This window comes from Vibrio sp. 1078-1, assembly GCF_033340475.1.
In genome coordinates this window covers 403971-421300 of sequence record NZ_JAWOWM010000004.1, presented here as the reverse complement: position 1 = coordinate 421300, position 17330 = coordinate 403971, and the positions used below count along the sequence as shown (strand labels likewise).

Annotated in this window: 13 protein-coding genes; 1 reads left to right on the top strand and 12 read right to left on the bottom strand. The window is 45.8% G+C overall.

Going from position 1 to position 17330, the window contains the following annotated elements; all coding sequences use genetic code 11:
• Nucleotides 1-14: 14 nt before the first annotated feature.
• Nucleotides 15-2744, bottom strand: coding sequence for a preprotein translocase subunit SecA (gene secA, locus R7190_RS11845; RefSeq protein WP_047102008.1), 2730 nt, complete (start codon nt 2742-2744; stop codon nt 15-17).
• Between the two features lie 407 nt (nt 2745-3151).
• Here secA and R7190_RS11840 point away from each other — a divergent pair, with 407 nt between their 5' ends.
• On the top strand, nt 3152-3610 hold the full coding sequence (locus R7190_RS11840) for a DUF721 domain-containing protein (RefSeq protein WP_033906094.1): 459 nt from the start codon (nt 3152-3154) through the stop codon (nt 3608-3610).
• 113 nt (nt 3611-3723) lie between these two features.
• Here R7190_RS11840 and lpxC read toward each other — a convergent pair whose 3' ends face one another.
• The 11 genes from lpxC to murE all read right to left on the bottom strand — a co-directional run bounded on the left by lpxC (nt 3724) and on the right by murE (nt 17269).
• Nucleotides 3724-4641 (bottom strand): UDP-3-O-acyl-N-acetylglucosamine deacetylase, encoded by a 918-nt coding sequence (gene lpxC, locus R7190_RS11835; protein ID WP_005381871.1) that lies wholly within the window; start codon nt 4639-4641, stop codon nt 3724-3726.
• Between the two features lie 101 nt (nt 4642-4742).
• Nucleotides 4743-5981: a cell division protein FtsZ gene (gene ftsZ / locus R7190_RS11830; protein ID WP_017633617.1), complete on the bottom strand. Its 1239-nt coding sequence runs from the start codon at nt 5979-5981 to the stop codon at nt 4743-4745.
• Nucleotides 5982-6011: 30 nt separating this feature from the next.
• Nucleotides 6012-7274, bottom strand: a complete 1263-nt coding sequence (gene ftsA / locus R7190_RS11825) for a cell division protein FtsA (RefSeq protein WP_005372946.1) — start codon at nt 7272-7274, stop codon at nt 6012-6014.
• The gene (locus R7190_RS11820; RefSeq protein ID WP_005387393.1) at nt 7267-8049 is read right to left on the bottom strand and encodes a cell division protein FtsQ/DivIB; all 783 of its coding nucleotides are present in this window, start codon (nt 8047-8049) and stop codon (nt 7267-7269) included. The genes ftsA and R7190_RS11820 overlap by 8 nt, the downstream gene beginning before the upstream one ends.
• A gap of 192 nt (nt 8050-8241) precedes the next feature.
• Nucleotides 8242-9699 (bottom strand): UDP-N-acetylmuramate--L-alanine ligase, encoded by a 1458-nt coding sequence (gene murC / locus R7190_RS11815; protein WP_005387395.1) that lies wholly within the window; start codon nt 9697-9699, stop codon nt 8242-8244.
• 23 nt (nt 9700-9722) lie between these two features.
• Nucleotides 9723-10790: an undecaprenyldiphospho-muramoylpentapeptide beta-N-acetylglucosaminyltransferase gene (murG, locus tag R7190_RS11810; protein WP_186584465.1), complete on the bottom strand. Its 1068-nt coding sequence runs from the start codon at nt 10788-10790 to the stop codon at nt 9723-9725.
• On the bottom strand, nt 10777-11973 hold the full coding sequence (gene ftsW, locus R7190_RS11805) for a cell division protein FtsW (RefSeq protein WP_005372933.1): 1197 nt from the start codon (nt 11971-11973) through the stop codon (nt 10777-10779). The genes murG and ftsW overlap by 14 nt, the downstream gene beginning before the upstream one ends.
• Before the next feature lie 18 nt (nt 11974-11991).
• Entirely contained in the window at nt 11992-13305 is a 1314-nt protein-coding gene (murD, locus tag R7190_RS11800; protein WP_186584466.1) for a UDP-N-acetylmuramoyl-L-alanine--D-glutamate ligase, read from the bottom strand.
• Nucleotides 13306-13344: 39 nt separating this feature from the next.
• Nucleotides 13345-14427, bottom strand: a complete 1083-nt coding sequence (mraY, locus tag R7190_RS11795) for a phospho-N-acetylmuramoyl-pentapeptide-transferase (protein ID WP_005372931.1) — start codon at nt 14425-14427, stop codon at nt 13345-13347.
• Nucleotides 14427-15791: a UDP-N-acetylmuramoyl-tripeptide--D-alanyl-D-alanine ligase gene (locus tag R7190_RS11790; RefSeq protein ID WP_054574276.1), complete on the bottom strand. Its 1365-nt coding sequence runs from the start codon at nt 15789-15791 to the stop codon at nt 14427-14429. Before R7190_RS11790 ends, mraY begins: the two co-directional genes overlap by 1 nt.
• On the bottom strand, nt 15788-17269 hold the full coding sequence (murE, locus tag R7190_RS11785) for a UDP-N-acetylmuramoyl-L-alanyl-D-glutamate--2,6-diaminopimelate ligase (protein WP_054578500.1): 1482 nt from the start codon (nt 17267-17269) through the stop codon (nt 15788-15790). Before murE ends, R7190_RS11790 begins: the two co-directional genes overlap by 4 nt.
• Nucleotides 17270-17330 lie beyond the last annotated feature (61 nt).

Here is a 17330-nt window from a genome sequence, read left to right as displayed (position 1 = left end):
ATCTGACTAATACGTTAGTCGATTTTGCCGTGGCACTGTTTATACTTCTTACCACTACCACAAGGGCAAGGCTCATTGCGACCTACTTTACGTTCATCACGTACCATTGGCTGACTTGAACCTTCTTCAGATTCTTCACCTTCAGAAAGAGGGTTTTGTGCTGCTGCGTGTTGCGCTTGAGCACGACGAGCGGCCTCTTCAGCTTGCGCACGACGTTGCTCTTCCATACGTTCAACTTCTTCTTGTTGCTGAACTCGAACGCGAGATAGAACAGTAATCACATCAGTTTTCAGCGCTTCTAGTAGACCTTCAAACAGTTCAAACGATTCACGCTTGTATTCCTGTTTCGGGTTCTTCTGCGCATAGCCGCGTAAGTGAATACCCTGACGCAAGTGATCCATTGCTGCCAAGTGCTCTTTCCAAAGCGTATCCAGAGTTTGAAGCATAACCGATTTCTCGAAGTTACGAAGCACTTGCGCACCCACCACTTCCTCTTTCTCTTTGTACACTTCAACGGCTAGATTGATGATCTTCTCGCGTAGCGCCTCTTCGTAAAGCTTATCGTCTTCTTCAAGCCATTGCTTCACTGGCGCATCAAGATCGAAGTCTGCTTTCAAGCGCTCTTGCAGACCTTCAACGTCCCACATATCTTCTAGTGATTGTGGCGGGATGTACTCATCAATAACCGCGGTTAGCACATCTTCACGGTTTTGCTCGATCATACCGCTGATGTCTTCAACGTTCATCAATTCGTCGCGCAGCTCGTAGACAACCTTACGCTGATCGTTCGCCACATCATCGTATTCTAGTAGCTGCTTACGGATATCAAAGTTACGGCCTTCCACTTTGCGCTGTGCTTTTTCAATTGAGCGAGAAAGCATTTTCGATTCAATAGCTTCACCTTCTTCCATACCACTTTGAATAAGGCTCGCCATACGATCAGAAGTGAAAATACGTAACAAAGAGTCTTCCATAGATAGGTAGAAGCGCGATGAACCTGCATCTCCTTGACGACCAGAACGACCACGTAGCTGGTTATCAATACGGCGAGATTCGTGGCGCTCAGTACCAATGATGTGTAGACCACCAGCATCTAGTACTTGATCATGTACCACTTTCCACTCTGCTTTAATCGCATCGATTTGTTCTTGAGTTGGGTTCTCCAAAGCTTCCACTTTTGATTGCCAACTACCGCCAAGCACAATATCCGTACCACGACCGGCCATGTTGGTCGCGATAGTTACCGCACCCGGCATACCCGCTTCAGCAACAATTTCCGCTTCCTTCTCATGGAATTTCGCATTCAATACGTTGTGTTTGATCTTCGCTTTCTTCAAGGCGTTGGAGAGTAGTTCTGATTTTTCAATCGATACGGTACCAACCAATGTTGGCTGACCTTTCGCAACGCGCTCTTTGATATCTTCAATGATTGCAGCAAACTTCTCAGCTTCGGTACGGTACACCACATCCGGCATATCGTTACGAATCATTGGTTTGTTGGTTGGGATAACCACCGTTTCCAAGCCATAAATAGATTGGAACTCAAACGCTTCAGTATCCGCAGTACCTGTCATACCAGACAGTTTTTCGTATAAGCGGAAGTAGTTCTGGAAGGTAATCGAAGCCAAAGTTTGGTTTTCGTTTTGAATCTTAACGCCTTCTTTCGCTTCTACTGCTTGGTGAAGACCTTCAGACCAACGACGACCTGGCATTGTACGACCAGTATGTTCATCAACAATTACTACTTCACCTTCGTCAGTAACGATGTAATCAACGTTGCGCTCAAACAACACATGAGCACGCAAAGCGGCATTCACGTGATGTAACATGCTGATGTTAGTCGGAGAGTAAAGTGTGTCACCCTCTTCCATAAGACCATTTTTCACCAACAGTTCTTCAACGTACTCTTGGCCCGTTTCTGTGAGGTATACTTGCTTTGATTTCTCATCAACAGTGTAGTGACCATCACCACGATATTCTTCAGAGTCTTCTTTGTCTTGCTTTTTAAGATGCGGGATCAAAAGGTTGATTCGGGTGTATAGCTCAGAGCTATCTTCAGCAGGACCAGAAATGATCAAAGGAGTACGAGCTTCATCAATTAGGATTGAGTCCACCTCATCGACAACTGCAAAGAAGCGATCACGCTGTACACGGTCTTCGCTACGGAAGGCCATATTGTCACGAAGGTAGTCAAAACCAAATTCATTGTTGGTTCCGTATAGAATGTCAGCTTGGTACGCTTCTTTTTTCTCTTGAGGAGGCATGTTTGGCACGTTTACACCAACGGTCATACCTAAAAATTCAAATAGAGGGCGGTTCGTCTCAGCATCACGTTTAGCTAGATAATCGTTCACTGTTACGATGTGAACGCCTTTACCAGCAAGAGCATTTAAGTAAGCTGGAAGCGTTGCCGTCAGCGTTTTACCTTCACCCGTACGCATTTCAGCGATTTGACCCGCATTTAGAACCATACCGCCGATAAGCTGGACGTCGAAGTGGCGCATACCGTAGACACGCTTAGATGCTTCACGAACCGTAGCAAAAGCTTCTGGAAGTAGTTTATCAAGAGTTTCACCCTTCTCTAGGCGCTCACGGAATTCAACCGTCTTTGCTTTTAACTCTTCATCACTTAGAGCCTCGAATGTTGGCTCATAGTTATTAATTTCTTTTACAATTTTTCTAAGGCGGCGCAGTGTTCGGTCGTTGCGACTGCCAATCACTTTTGTCAGTAGCTTAGTTATCATTTTTCGTGAATCTCTCTTTATTCAGACCGTTCCCGATCTACTCATAATGCCTTCAGTCTCTGCCAGTTTGGAACTAAGAATACTGAGATAAATCATTTATCAAAGATATTGAGTTCAAACATCCATATTTCAAGGCTAAGTTTTGAAACAATGTGGCTTAGTGTAAGGATTTTTAATCGATACAACCATAAATAGACGTATTTGTTTGAAGCACTCTGAAGTTTTTACTTAAAGTGGTGACTGATTAGCCGATATTGCATACCGCAATATGTGTAATCCATCCAGAGCAAACTTTGCTTTTTACCTTGCTACATTGTAAAACTGAAGCTAAAGACGTTAATGTAAACTATACCTTGATAGAAAGCTGCTCTAGAATAGCTATATCTCAACAAAATTAGATTTTACCTATGCGTGATCACCGTCCAACCTCGACTGAAGATGTTATTGCTGAGTCACAGTTCAAGCAGATTCAAGAACATGCTGGAGAAATCTTACAGCTTAACCAAGCTTTGCAAGAGGTCTTACCCACGGGGACGGCCGATCATTGCCGAGTAGCGAATGTTCGTAACGGCCATCTATTGATCGATGTCTCTAGTGCCGCGATCAAAATGAAGATCGATTACGATCGCCTCATGATCCTAAATAAACTTCGTACTCAAGGCTTTGCCAAGCTGATGAGCGTTGAAGTGAGGATCAATCCTTCACTATATCGAAACCGCTTTCAACAAGACGACAGACCTAAGCGTCCACCACTAACCGAATCTGCAGCAAAGTCATTAATGACGATTGCCGACATGGCGCCACCGAAAATTCAAGAGCGTTTAAAACGATTAGCCGATATGGCAGAAAAGGAAGATCGTAAGTGAACGTTATTTCAATATGCTGAAAGCTTGAATGTTATTGATAAATCCAGGATTAAAGCCAAATAGCAAAAAACCAGGCATAAGCCTGGTTTTTTATTAATTCTAATGCCAAGTATTTACGCAAGCACCATATTTGGTTCTGCGAATGCTACTGGTGAGCCGACTTCTTCTTCGAATGTAGTCCACTCCCACGCTTCCTGATCTGCAAGAACAGCACGTAACAGTTGGTTATTTAAACCGTGGCCAGATTTAAAGGCACGGAATTCACCAATGATTGGGTGGCCACACATGTAAAGGTCACCAATCGCATCCAACACTTTGTGAGTCACAAACTCATTTTCAAAGCGTAGACCTTCTTCATTAAGAATACGGTAATCATCCAAAACGATAGCATTGTCAAAACTACCACCCAAAACTAGGTTTTGAGATTGTAGATATTCGATATCACGCATAAAGCCAAACGTACGTGCTCGAGAAATCTCACGAACAAAGCCTTTTGACGAGAAATCAAACAGCAAACGTTGCTCGTCTGATTCAATCGCTGGGTGATTAAACTCAATTTCGAAGTCCATACGGAAGCCGTTAAATGGTACAAATTCTGCCCATTTATCACCATCTTCAAAACGAACTGGCTTTTTGATGCGGATGAAGCGTTTTGGCGCATTTTGCGTTTCGATACCTGCTTGTTGTAGCAAGTATACAAATGGGCTTGCACTACCATCCATGATCGGAATTTCAGGTGCGTCTACTTCGACAACAATGTTATCGATGCCCATACCAGCAAGTGCCGCATTCAAGTGCTCAACAGTTGAAATACGCACACCTTCATCGTTTACCAATGCAGTACAAAGCATGGTGTCACGAACCGAAGCTGGATCAGCTGGAAAATCTACAGGTGGATTTACATCTGTACGACGGTAAATGATACCTGTATTTGCAGCAGCCGGGCGCAGAGTAAGTGTGACTTTACGACCAGAGTGGAGACCCACACCAGTTGTTTTCACTATTTCTTTCAGAGTACGTTGTCTGATCATCTGCTTGCCTCTCAAAAATTTGCTACAAAACACGGCCGTCTGTAACGTCGACCGTGAATGCTACCATAATTTTGAGCCATGTCAAATTTATGGGTTAAAGATTAATCAGCCTGACGACGCAAAAATGCCGGTATATCTAAATAACCACTTTCCTTTTCTTGCTTTGGAGCCGCAGAACTTTGGCTCGACGAAGCTGGAGAAGAAGGAGCAGTGTTTGTCGGCTGAGGAGTTACCTGTGGCTTCTCTTGCACTTGATTATTTTGCAAGGTCTGTGCCGGTTTTTCTTCAGCTTGCGTTGCCGCTGCTTGTTGCTGTGGTTGAGCTTGCGGCGTCGGTGCCACTTTAGCTTTACCACCCGCAACTAGCGTGATATCTGGCTTTTTCTCATTACCAATACCTGTCGCTACAACTGTTACGCGGATTTCGTCAGTCATATCAGGGTCTAGAGAAGTACCGATAACAACAGTCGCATTGTCAGAAGCGAATGCCTTCACTGTATTACCAACCGTCTCAAACTCGTCAAGACGCATATCCAGACCAGCAGTAATATTGACAAGAACACCACGAGCGCCCGCTAGATCGATGTCTTCCAGAAGTGGGCTAGAAATTGCCATTTCAGCCGCTTCTTCAGCACGGTCTTCACCTTTGGCGATGCCGCTACCCATCATTGCGTGACCCATTTCAGACATTACAGTTCTTACGTCCGCAAAGTCGACGTTGATCATGCCAGGGCGAGTAATTAGCTCAGCAATACCTTGAACGGCATTCTTAAGAACATCGTTAGCGCTTGCAAAAGCTTCTAGTAGTGTTACACCACGACCAAGTACTTTAAGTAGCTTTTCGTTTGGAATCGTGATCAAAGAGTCAACATGCTTAGACAGCTCATCGATACCTTGCTCAGCAAATGCCAAACGCTTTTTACCTTCAAAACTAAACGGTTTAGTTACTACCGCTACTGTTAGAATGCCAAGCTCTTTAGCCACTTCAGCAATAACAGGCGCTGCACCAGTACCGGTACCGCCACCCATACCAGCTGCGATAAACACCATATCGGCGCCAGTCAGGGAATCTTTAATTCGATCTCTGTCTTCGAGAGCTGCGTCACGGCCAACCTGTGGATTAGCACCTGCACCCAGACCTTTAGTGATATCACCACCGATCTGAATAACATTGCCAACGCTTGTCTTACGAAGTGCTTGCGCATCAGTGTTGACGCTGATGAATTCCACACCTTCGATGGATTCACGCACCATGTGTTCAACGGCGTTACCACCGCCGCCACCAACCCCAACGACCTTGATTACTGCATCGTCAGACATTTCCATCATCGGTTCAAACATGTGTTGTCTCCGTTTATCCTGCAACTCAGGTTAAAACTCTTTTTGTATCCAGTTACGCAATTTATCGAAAAAGCCAGTTACAGATGAGCGTTTAGGTTCATTATAATCGCTATCGTCGCTAGACTGCATGTCTCTTGCGTAATGAAGTAATCCAACTGCCGTAGAATGGTACGGCTCTTTTACATAGTCAGTTAATCCGCTGACTTCGAGCGGTTTGCCGACCCTTACTTGATTGCGGAATACGCGTTCCGCACATTCTACCACTCCGTCCATTTGCGCAGCACCGCCGGTGAGTACAACTCCCGCAGCCAGATGGTGCTTGATACCCTCTTCGCGCAATTTTGCTTGTACAGAGTCGATAGTTTGGTTAACCAGTCCCATAAGCTCAGAGTAGCGTGGCTCAATCACTTCTGACAACGTTTGACGTTGCAGGCTACGTGATGGTCGTCCACCTACGCTTGGTACATTAACCGTGTCATCCTTACTGACCAGTTCACTCAAAGCACAGCCATATTTGACTTTTATTTCTTCAGCATCGCTCACTGGCGTGCCAAAAGCAAAAGCAATATCACTGGTTACAGCATTTCCTGCGTACGAAAATACTTCTGTGTGACGTAACGCACCGCCAGTCCAGATGGCCACATCCATCGTGCCGGCGCCAATATCAACCACACAAACTCCAAGCTCTCTTTCATCCTCGGTGATTACTGCATTACTAGCAGCAAGCCCAGAAAATACGAGTTGTTCTACTTTAAGGCCGCAGCGTTCTACCGCCTTAATAATGTTGCGTGCCATGTCATTATGGCATGAGATAAGGTGGACACTCACTTCCATTCTTACCCCAGATAAACCAAGCGGATTTTTGATTCCTTCTTGGTAATCAATGGTGAACTCTTGCGGGATCACATGAAGAATTCGCTGTTCATCACCGATTTTAATCGATTTTGCGGTATGGATAGCGCGATCCATGTCTTCTTGAGACACCTCTTCATCAGAAATCGTGCCCATACCTTTTTCAATTCGGCTTGCGATATGCTTACCAGACAACGAAATGAAGACTCGGCTGATCTGGCACTCTGCCATTAATTCAGCTTGATCAATTGCACGTTGTACTGATTTTACAACCGACTCCAAATCATTCACGCCACCTTTATCCATGCCACGTGAGGGGCTACTACCTGCGCCAATAATATTAATTTGACCGTCTGGTAAAACCTCACCCACTAGAGCCGATACGGTTGCAGTGCCTATATCAAGACCAACAATAATGTTGTCATCAGCGGCCTTAGTCATCTGTACTCTCTTCTAACTCTTGTTCAGGAAACCAACCAACTGCGGCTCCTGTATCGTACCTAAGATCGATATAACTGATTCTTTGCGTGTCACTGCCAAGCTTGTTATAGAGCTTAAAAAAGCGCTCTATACGCTCAAGAAGAGACTCTTTACCGAGCTCTAATCGAATACCGTTATCAAGGATGATTTGCCAAGCTCGTCGCTCGTTTAATACCAGAGACGATATCGCTAAACCCAATTGCTGAAACTTAGGACTCAAATCACGGTAAGTCTGTAAGACTTCCGGTCCGCTATCTTTGGGTCCGTACAGCTTCACTTTTTCTTCTTGCAACAGAGCAACATCTCCATCAAAAACGAACCCGTTTTTATCTAACAGTTCGTTGCCATTCCAAATGGCTTCTGGTTGATGCTCCGTCAAAAAAACTTTTACTGTATCCGGCCACTGCTTTCGGATTGCGGCATGCGCTACCCATGGCAGAGCTTCGACACTTTGCTGTAATACATCAATATCCTGAGACATAAATGTACCGATGTGATCAATTCGACTAAATGCAGCCTGCACATCGTCAGCTTGGACATACTCCAGTTTCCCCTGAAGTACTATTTTGGAGAGAGGTAACCTTTGGTCATCCCACATCCAACTGATCGCCGCGTACAAAACAGAACTAATTAAAGTCACAACCACAACGAAAAATAACGCACCCAAGATTTTTTCTTGGCGACCACGGTTGTTGCCCGTGTTTGGTCGCTCGTCATTCAGTGCAATATTCAACAACGTCTTCGTTTCCTGACTTTTGTCGTGTACTTTTTACCCATATAATTGCGCAGAGGTAAAAGTCTTGACTTTAACCTTGGGATTATACTGAGCTCTTGTAAACTATCAAACACTGATAGCAATAAATCACAATGATATTGACGCAAAATCGAGATCTGAGTCTTTATCTGTCCTTCGCATCAACAATATGTGTCAGCCAAGCATCTTGTTTATATTCAATTTAAGACCTGCCAGCTGTTTCGCCACTTTACCAATATCACCCGCACCTTGCGTTAAGATTAGGTCGCCGTCTTGTATAACGTTAGCTAAAACTGAAGGTAATTGCTCGATTTCTGGAACAAAAATCGGGTCTACCTTGCCTCGGCTGCGAATTGTGCGACATAAAGCGCGCCCATCAGCACCTGCAATCGGCTTTTCACCCGCTGCGTAAACATCCAGCATGATCAATACATCCACCTGTTCAAGCACATTCGCGAAATCATCGTATAAATCACGAGTACGGCTATAACGGTGCGGTTGGAAAATCATCACCAAACGCTTGTCTTGCCAACCACTGCGTGCTGCATTAATGGTTACATCCACTTCTGTTGGATGATGGCCGTAATCATCAACAAGCATTGCATGGCCGTTGCCAGTATCAAACTCGCCAAGGTGATCAAAACGTCTTCCCGTACCTTGCGTACCAGCCATTGCCTTTAGGATCGCATCGTCTTCAATGTCATCTTCAGTAGCAACCGCAATCGCAGCAGACGCATTCAATGCATTGTGACGACCTGGAATATTCAGCGTGATATCTAAGTTAGCTCGCCCTTTACGTACTACCGTAAATTTGCCTTGCTGCCCCTCTTGACGATAATCTTCAATACGTACGTCGGCATCTTCAGAAAAACCGTAAGTTATCACTTGACGACTAATACGTGGGATTAACTCTCGAACCACAGGATCGTCAATGCAAACAATTGCTTGGCCGTAAAACGGTAGATTATGAAGGAAATCGATGAAGGTTTGCTTTAAGGTTTCAAAGTCACCACCATAGGTATCCATATGATCGGCTTCGATATTGGTAACAATGCTCACCATTGGTTGCAAGTGCAGGAATGACGCGTCACTTTCATCTGCCTCTGCAATTAGAATACGACTCGAGCCTAGACGCGCATTTGTACCTGCGCTTTTCACCAAACCGCCATTCACAAACGTTGGATCAAGACCGGCTTCAGAATAGATTTGAGTAACAAGAGCGGTCGTCGTGGTTTTACCGTGTGTACCCGCAACGGCAATACCGTGACGGAATCGCATCAATTCAGCCAACATCTCTGCGCGGCGTACAATAGGGATGCGTAATTCACGTGCCGCCATCACTTCTGGGTTTTCTTCGTTGATCGCCGTTGACACAACAACCACACTGGCTTTTTCTACATTACTGGCTTGATGACCAATAAATACCGTCGCACCTTTTGATACCAAACGCTCTGTCACAGCGTTCTCTGATAGATCAGAACCTGTGATTTGGTAGCCTTCGTTCAACAGCACTTCTGCAATGCCGCTCATGCCCGCACCACCAATACCGATGAAGTGGATGGATTTCACGCGGCGCATCTCTGGCACCATTGCGCGAATCTGAGCTAAGTCTTGTGTATGTTGGATTGTCATCAATTCTATTCTCAATAATTCGGTTAACGCTTTTCGGTCAAAGCGACAATGACTTGTGCGACAACTCGGTCAGCATTCAATTTTGCAGCGCCACGCGCTTGCTCAGCCATTGTAAGTAAAGCTTGGCGATCCAATTGTTGGATCTGCAGAGTCAGAGACTCAACGGTTAAATCTGGTTGTTCAATCATTTTCGCCGCGCCGCAATCCACCAAGTGGTCTGCATTAAGTGCTTGCTGGCGGTCTTTGTGCATGAATGGAACAAAAATAGCGCCTACACCTGCCGCCGAGACTTCAGATACGGTTAACGCTCCAGAGCGACAAACTAAAAGGTCAGCCCATGCGTAAGCTTCTGCAACGTCATCAATGAATTCCATTACTTCTGCATTTACCACACCATTAGCTTGGTATGCTGCATTCACTTCTTCGGCGGCACCTTTACCCGCTTGATGACGAATACAGTAATCTTCGCCCAATTTCGACATCACTTCTGGCAGAGTTTGGTTAAGAATACGTGCGCCTTGGCTGCCACCCATCACCAAAATGCGAATTGGACCTTGGCGCTCTTGCATGCGCTCAGTTGGCGCTGCTAATTGAGTCACGTCTTCACGAACTGGGTTCCCAACCACTTCGGCATTTGGAAAAGCGCCTGGGAAAGCCTGAAAAACCTTCTTAGCGATTTTCGATAACCATTGGTTCGTTAAACCTGCTACTGCATTTTGTTCATGCAGAACAACAGGAATACCACTCATCCAAGCAGCAATACCACCCGGGCCGCTAACATAACCGCCCATACCAAGCACTGCGTCTGGCTGCCAGCGTTTCATGTGAGCACGAGCCTGCATAATGGCATTGATAATTTGAAATGGTGCTGCAAGAAGACGTTTAACGCCTTGACCTCGTAACCCTTTCACTTTGATAAAGTCGATTTCAATGCCATGTTTTGGCACCAAATCCGCTTCCATTCGATCCGCCGTACCTAACCAACGGATCTCCCAACCTTGTTCTTGAAGCTGTTTTGCTACCGCCAAACCTGGGAATACGTGACCGCCAGTACCACCAGCCATCACCATCAAACGTTTATTTTGTTTCATTAGCTTGTTGTTCTGATTGTTGTTGCTCGCGTTTCAAGCGGCATTCGTAATCGATACGCAGTAGTATGGACACTGCGACGGACATAATTATTAGACTAGAACCACCATAACTGATGAGTGGAAGTGTTAAACCTTTAGTTGGAACAATACCGGCGGCAGCTCCAACATTAACCAAGGTTTGAAACGCAAACCAAATACCAATTCCGAAAGCCAGATAACCTCCGAACATTTCGCCTTCTTCAAATGCACGCTTGCCGATGTAAACCGCTTTTAGCACCAAGCTAAAAATCAGCATTAAGACCAGCACTACGCCTACGAAACCAAGCTCTTCAGCAAGTACGGCAAACACAAAGTCGGTATGCGCTTCCGGTAGATATTCCAGTTTTTGAATTGAATTACCGAGACCTTGTCCGAACCATTCACCACGACCAAACGCCATCAAAGACTGAGTCAACTGATAGCCACTGCCAAATGGATCTTCCCACGGGTCAAGGAAGGAGGTTACTCGTCGCATACGGTATGGCTCGACGAGAATCAAACCTACCACAGCGCCGATACCTGCCACCATCAAGGCGAGAAACTGGGTTAGTTTTGCACCTGCGATAAAAAGCATGCCAAACAGCGTGACCAGCATCACGACGACCGTCCCCAAGTCTGGCTGACCAAGTAGTAATACTGCGAAGAAGGCAAACACCATGATTGGCTTCATAAAGCCACCAAAGAACGTTTGTCGTACTTCGTCTTGCTTTCGAACTAAGTAACCAGACATGAAGATAAACAGCGATAGCTTCGCGACTTCCGCTGGCTGAAGGTTAAACAGCCCAAGGGGAATCCAACGAGACGCACCATTAACCGACTTACCCGCCAAGAGCACGATGATCAACAGTGCGAAAGAAGCCCAAAGTAAGTAATGGCTCTTCTTAAACCACTCTTGCAAAGGCACTTGCAAAATAACAGCGGAGGTCCCTAACGCCAGCACGAGAAACGTCGCATGACGAAACATAAAGTGGAACGGCTGTTCCGTTAATCGAGAGCTGATTGGAAATGATGCAGAGGTTACCATGACCAAACCAGTCAACATCAAACCCAGTGCAATCCACACTAACTGGCGATCAAACATCGCCTCTGGGGCTGGATGCTTGAGCCAATTGCCAATACTGCGTTTAACGTTACCTAAACCCACGAAGTGTGTAACCTTTAATTATGCATATTTCTGAGCAAGAGCAGCGAAAGCATCACCTCTTGCCATAAAGTTGTCGAATTGATCAAAGCTAGCACATGCAGGAGACAGCATCACCATATCACCTGGTTTTAACTGCGAAGATACTTGTTGAATCACATCTTCCATAGTGTCGAAACGTATTGCAGATTCATGCAGTGGCATAAATTCATCGCCATCAGCGCCAAAGCAACACAGTTGCAAGTTAAGCGTCGCGAAGATCGGTTTTAATGGCGAGAAGTCAGCACCTTTGCCAACACCACCAACGAGTAAGTAGAGCTTGCCTGTCGATTCCAAACCAGATAGCGCAGCCATAGTGCTGGCAATATTAGTTGCTTTAGAGTCATTCACCCATTTGACGCCTTGATTATCCGCAACCACCTGGCATCGGTGTGTCAGTCCCGTGTAATTTTTAAGTGCATTCAATGCTTTGTGATAGTTTACGTCCGCAGCTTTTAATAGCGCTAAAGCAACCAGAGCGTTAGATAAGTTGTGCTTACCAACCAACTTAATCTCATCACTTGCGACAACTCGTTGACCGTGATCGAGCAGCCAAGTACGGTTGCCATCCACCTCGAGACCAAAGTCCTGATTGTCGCTGCCAAATGTCACCAATGGCATCTCTGCGTCTGGGAAGGTGTCTTGATCATCACGGTTCACGACCGCAAGAGCAGCATGGTTAAAAATACGCAACTTGGCTTGTCGATAGTCAGACATGCCTTGATAACGATCCATATGATCTTCAGAAAGATTCAGAAACGCAGCGGCTTTGAGCTTTAAGCTTGACGTCGTTTCTAACTGGAAGCTCGAGAGTTCGAGTACATATAGGTCTGCGTCTTGTTCTAACAAGTCCAGAGCAGGCACACCGATGTTACCACCAACGCCAACATCCAAACCTGCAGCCTTAGCCATCACACCTGTGAGGTCGGTTACTGTGCTCTTACCGTTTGAGCCCGTAATCGCAATCACCGGTTTCTGCACCGCCCAAGCGAATAACTCGATATCACCTACTACTGCCGTACCTTTTGCTAATACGGCTTGGATCTCTGGTGTCGCTAGCGCAATACCAGGGTTGGTCACGATAAGATCCGCGTCAGAAAGCCAGTCCGTATTCCAACCACCACTATGCAGTTGAACACTTTCCGGCAAGCGCTCTGCACCTGGAGGGTTTACACGAGTATCAATGACTTTGACCACAAGTTGTGGCTGATTTTTTCTTAGGTGTTTAACGACAGAGAGCCCGGTAATACCGAGCCCTACGACGACAACACTATGTATGTTTTGCCAACGTTCCATATTTGATCACACTGTAAATCTTATTCTTGGAAAGTGCGATTAACGCACTTTCAATGTCGCAAGACCAATCAGAACAAGAACCATAGAAATAATCCAGAAGCGCACGATTACACGAGGTTCTGGCCAACCTTTCAATTCGTAGTGGTGGTGAATTGGTGCCATACGGAAAATGCGCTGACCACGTAATTTGTAAGAACCTACCTGTAGGATGACTGATAGCGTTTCCATCACAAATACGCCACCCATGATCACCAACACCAACTCTTGACGAACTAGAACAGCAATGGTGCCCAATGCCCCGCCAAGCGCTAGTGAACCTACATCGCCCATGAACACTTGTGCTGGGTAAGTGTTAAACCACAAGAAACCAAGGCCTGCACCTACGATTGCTGTACATACGACAACTAACTCAGAAGCATGTGGTAAGTATGGTATATGAAGGTATTCAGAGAAGTTAACGTTACCGGTCGCCCATGCAATAACCGCGAAGCCTGCTGCAACAAGAACCGTTGGCATGATTGCCAAACCGTCTAGACCATCAGTCAGGTTAACCGCGTTACTTGTACCTACAATGACAAAGTAAGTCAGAATGATATACATCAAACCAAGCTGCGGCATGATGTCTTTAAAGAATGGCACCACTAGCTGAGTTGCTGCTGTGTCTTTACCGTAAGCATACAATGCGAAAGCGACGACAAACGCGATCAACGACTGCCAGAAGTACTTCCAACGCGCGATCAAGCCATCGGTATTTTTGCGTACCACTTTACGATAATCATCAACAAATCCGACCGCACCGTAGCCAAGTAAGACTGTCAGCACCGCCCATACGTAAGGGTTGGATAAGTCTGTCCATAGCAAAATCGTGATTGAGATGGCCGCTAAGATCATGATACCGCCCATTGTTGGGGTACCACGCTTACTAAAGTGAGATTCAGGACCTTCGTTACGCACTACCTGACCAATTTGCAGCATTTGCAAACGCTTGATCATGATTGGTCCCATCCATAATGACAGACCTAGAGCGGTTAATACGCTTAGGATTGCTCGAAAAGACAAGTATTCAAACAATCGGAAAAAAGACAGGTATGGCTGTAGCAGCTCGGCAAGCCAAATAATCATTAATAATACTCCTTCAAAGCAGCAGCGACTTCAAACATACGTGCACCGTTCGCTCCTTTCACCAATATCGTATGGTTTTCAGGAACGGCTTGGTCTAGATGCTGCTTGATGTATTCAATCATCTCTTGGTGCGTCTCAAAATGAATGCCTTGGCAAAGATCACTGATCACCTTGGCGTCTGCACCATATGTGAGAACATGTTCAAATTTTTGTGGGGCAGCATGTTCCCCGACTTGACGATGAAGTGCAAGACTTTCCTCGCCCAATTCCGCCATATTACCTAAAATCAGCCAGCGTTGACCTGGGAAAGCGGCCAATAAATCAACTGCCGCTTTCATGGCTGGCACGCTCGCGTTGTAGCTGTCGTCAATCAATTTTATCTTTTCGCTCAGCGCTTCAACCTCGACGCGACCTTTCACTTTGTTCAAATGTTTAAGGCCAGCGCGAACCTCTTCTAATGTGGCGCCCATTTGTAACGCAATAATAGAAGCAGCGATCGCATTCGCAACGTTGTGTTGACCTATAATACCCAGAGACAGTTCAATTTCTTGTGAGCTTGCTGCGATATGTAAGTCAAAGCTTGCTTCACCTGCGGCGTTCAATACGATGTTAGAAGCGAAGAAGTCTGCATCAGTATTACTTTGTGAAAAAGTAATGACTTTCTTATCTGCTAACACTTCATCCCACTTGGCTTCACCATTGCTGTCTAGGTTAACAATCGCAATACCACCAGCTGAAAGGCCTTGGTAGATTTCACCTTTGGCTTGTTTCACGCCATCGATAGAACCAAAGCCTTCAAGGTGAGCGGCTGCTACATTGTTCACTAACGCGATATCTGGTTTTACTAACTGAGTCGTGTAAGCAATTTCACCTATATGGTTAGCACCAAGCTCAATCACGGCATAATCATCATCCTGCTGTGAGCGTAATAATGTCAACGGAACACCAATATCATTATTGAAGTTACCCGCCGTGAATAGCACTTTGCCTTTCAATTGCAGGATACTCGCAACCATTTCTTTTACGGTCGTTTTACCGCAACTTCCGGTGATGGCAACGGTAGGTGTTTGGCATGCTTGATGCACCCAAGAAGCAAACTCACCCAATGCAAGTTTGGTATCCGACACCACAATTTGCGGCACATTCACATCTAAGCGTTTTTCCACGAGTAAAGCACCGGCACCTGCATCTACCGCTTGTTGGCAAAAGTTGTGCGCATCAAAGCGCTCCCCTACTAACGCCACAAATAGAGCCCCACGCTCAATCGCTCGTGTATCAGTAGAAACCGCGTCGATAAGTAGATCGTCGCCGAATCGCTCGCCACGAGTGATGTCTGCAATTTGAGATAACGTTACTTTGATCATGAGGTCAATCCTAAAAGTTGCATTGCGGACTCGCGGTCGGAGTAATGAATCGTTTCGCCATTACGAATCTGATAATCTTCATGACCCTTCCCAGCTAACAAGATAATGTCGTTTGGCGAAGCATTTTCAATGGCATAAGACAGTGCTTTGAAGCGGTCATGCTGAACAATCGCTTCAGCAGGTTTTGACAGCCCAGCTAACATGTCTTTCACAATCTGAACCGGGTCTTCGCTGCGTGGGTTATCGTCAGTCAACACCACTCTGTCGCCTAGACGCTCTGCAATTTCCGCCATCATTGGGCGCTTACCTGCATCGCGATCGCCACCGCAGCCAAAAATAGCCCACAGCTGGCCTTCACAATGAACTCGTAAAGCTTGCAGCGCTTTTTCTAAAGCATCAGGAGTATGGGCATAATCGACCACGACTTTGGCACGATCCTCAGTTTGGAATAACTCCATTCGGCCGAGTACAGGTTGCAGTTGACCTGCGGTTTCGAGTAACGCTTGTTTCTCTTTACCTAAGCTTAATAAGGTCGCAAAAGCGAGCATTAAGTTGGTTGCATTAAACTCACCAATCAATGGCGCGTGCAATTCACCTGAGCCAAATTTACCATCGAACTTAATAGTAATCCCTGACTCCGCGTAACTGACTTCCGTCGCCCAAATTGCGCTTTCAAATTCAGTGTTCGGTTTGAGCGAAACAGCGACCGCATTACTTAACTGCGACGCCCATTGATGACCTACTTCATCATCAACATTGATAATGGCACGTTCACATTGGTGTTGCGTGAACAACCCAAGCTTTGCATTGGCATACTCTTCCATCGTGCCATGGTAATCAAGATGGTCACGACTTAAGTTAGTAAACACGCCCGCCGCAAATGATAATGCTTTGACACGACCTTGCGTCAGGCCATGGGAAGATACTTCTAGCGCGGTGTATGTGGCTTGTTGATTTGCGAGAGAGGAGAGCGTTTTCTGAATTTCAACGGCATTCCCCGTTGTATTCGCAGCTTGTTGCAAGTTATTGAGGAAGCCATTTCCTGTTGTTCCCATTACCGCCGCTTTATGGTCAAGCAGTTCTAGCCATTGCGCTATTAACTGGGTAATGGTGGTTTTGCCGTTGGTGCCGGTGACACCAATCAAATCCATATCAGGGTAAGCATAAAGCTTTCCAGCAATTGCGGATAAACGTTGGTCCAACCTATCAATGTAAATGACGGGAACATCATCAATGATTTCCACCGTACCATGTGTTTTGACATCGCAGGCTTGCGCCAGGGCTGCATTTGCACCTTGCTCAATTGCAGAGGCAATGAATTTACGCCCATCCACAACATGGCCAATCACTGCTACAAACGTGGTTCCAGGTTGAACTCTTCGGCTGTCGAGCTCCAATTCAGAAACAAGAACGGACGATAAGCTAGGGCAATCCACCCAAGGGGAAAGCAGCACGTCCATACTGATGGCTTTAGTCATATTTGTTCTCCGAGCTTTGGCTCAGGTTTTCTTAATTTTGTTTGCTCAGTAAACCACAGGG

Bases quoted from the DNA above. Each gene is read 5' to 3' on its own strand.
- secA (WP_047102008.1), bottom strand. From the start codon at position 2,744: ATGATAACTAAGCTACTGACAAAAGTGATTGGCAGTCGCAACGACCGA.
- R7190_RS11840 (WP_033906094.1), top strand. From the start codon at position 3,152: ATGCGTGATCACCGTCCAACCTCGACTGAAGATGTTATTGCTGAGTCA.
- lpxC (WP_005381871.1), bottom strand. From the start codon at position 4,641: ATGATCAGACAACGTACTCTGAAAGAAATAGTGAAAACAACTGGTGTG.
- ftsZ (WP_017633617.1), bottom strand. From the start codon at position 5,981: ATGTTTGAACCGATGATGGAAATGTCTGACGATGCAGTAATCAAGGTC.
- ftsA (WP_005372946.1), bottom strand. From the start codon at position 7,274: ATGACTAAGGCCGCTGATGACAACATTATTGTTGGTCTTGATATAGGC.
- murC (WP_005387395.1), bottom strand. From the start codon at position 9,699: ATGACAATCCAACATACACAAGACTTAGCTCAGATTCGCGCAATGGTG.
- murG (WP_186584465.1), bottom strand. From the start codon at position 10,790: ATGAAACAAAATAAACGTTTGATGGTGATGGCTGGTGGTACTGGCGGT.
- murD (WP_186584466.1), bottom strand. From the start codon at position 13,305: ATGGAACGTTGGCAAAACATACATAGTGTTGTCGTCGTAGGGCTCGGT.
- mraY (WP_005372931.1), bottom strand. From the start codon at position 14,427: ATGATTATTTGGCTTGCCGAGCTGCTACAGCCATACCTGTCTTTTTTC.
- R7190_RS11790 (WP_054574276.1), bottom strand. From the start codon at position 15,791: ATGATCAAAGTAACGTTATCTCAAATTGCAGACATCACTCGTGGCGAG.
- murE (WP_054578500.1), bottom strand. From the start codon at position 17,269: ATGACTAAAGCCATCAGTATGGACGTGCTGCTTTCCCCTTGGGTGGAT.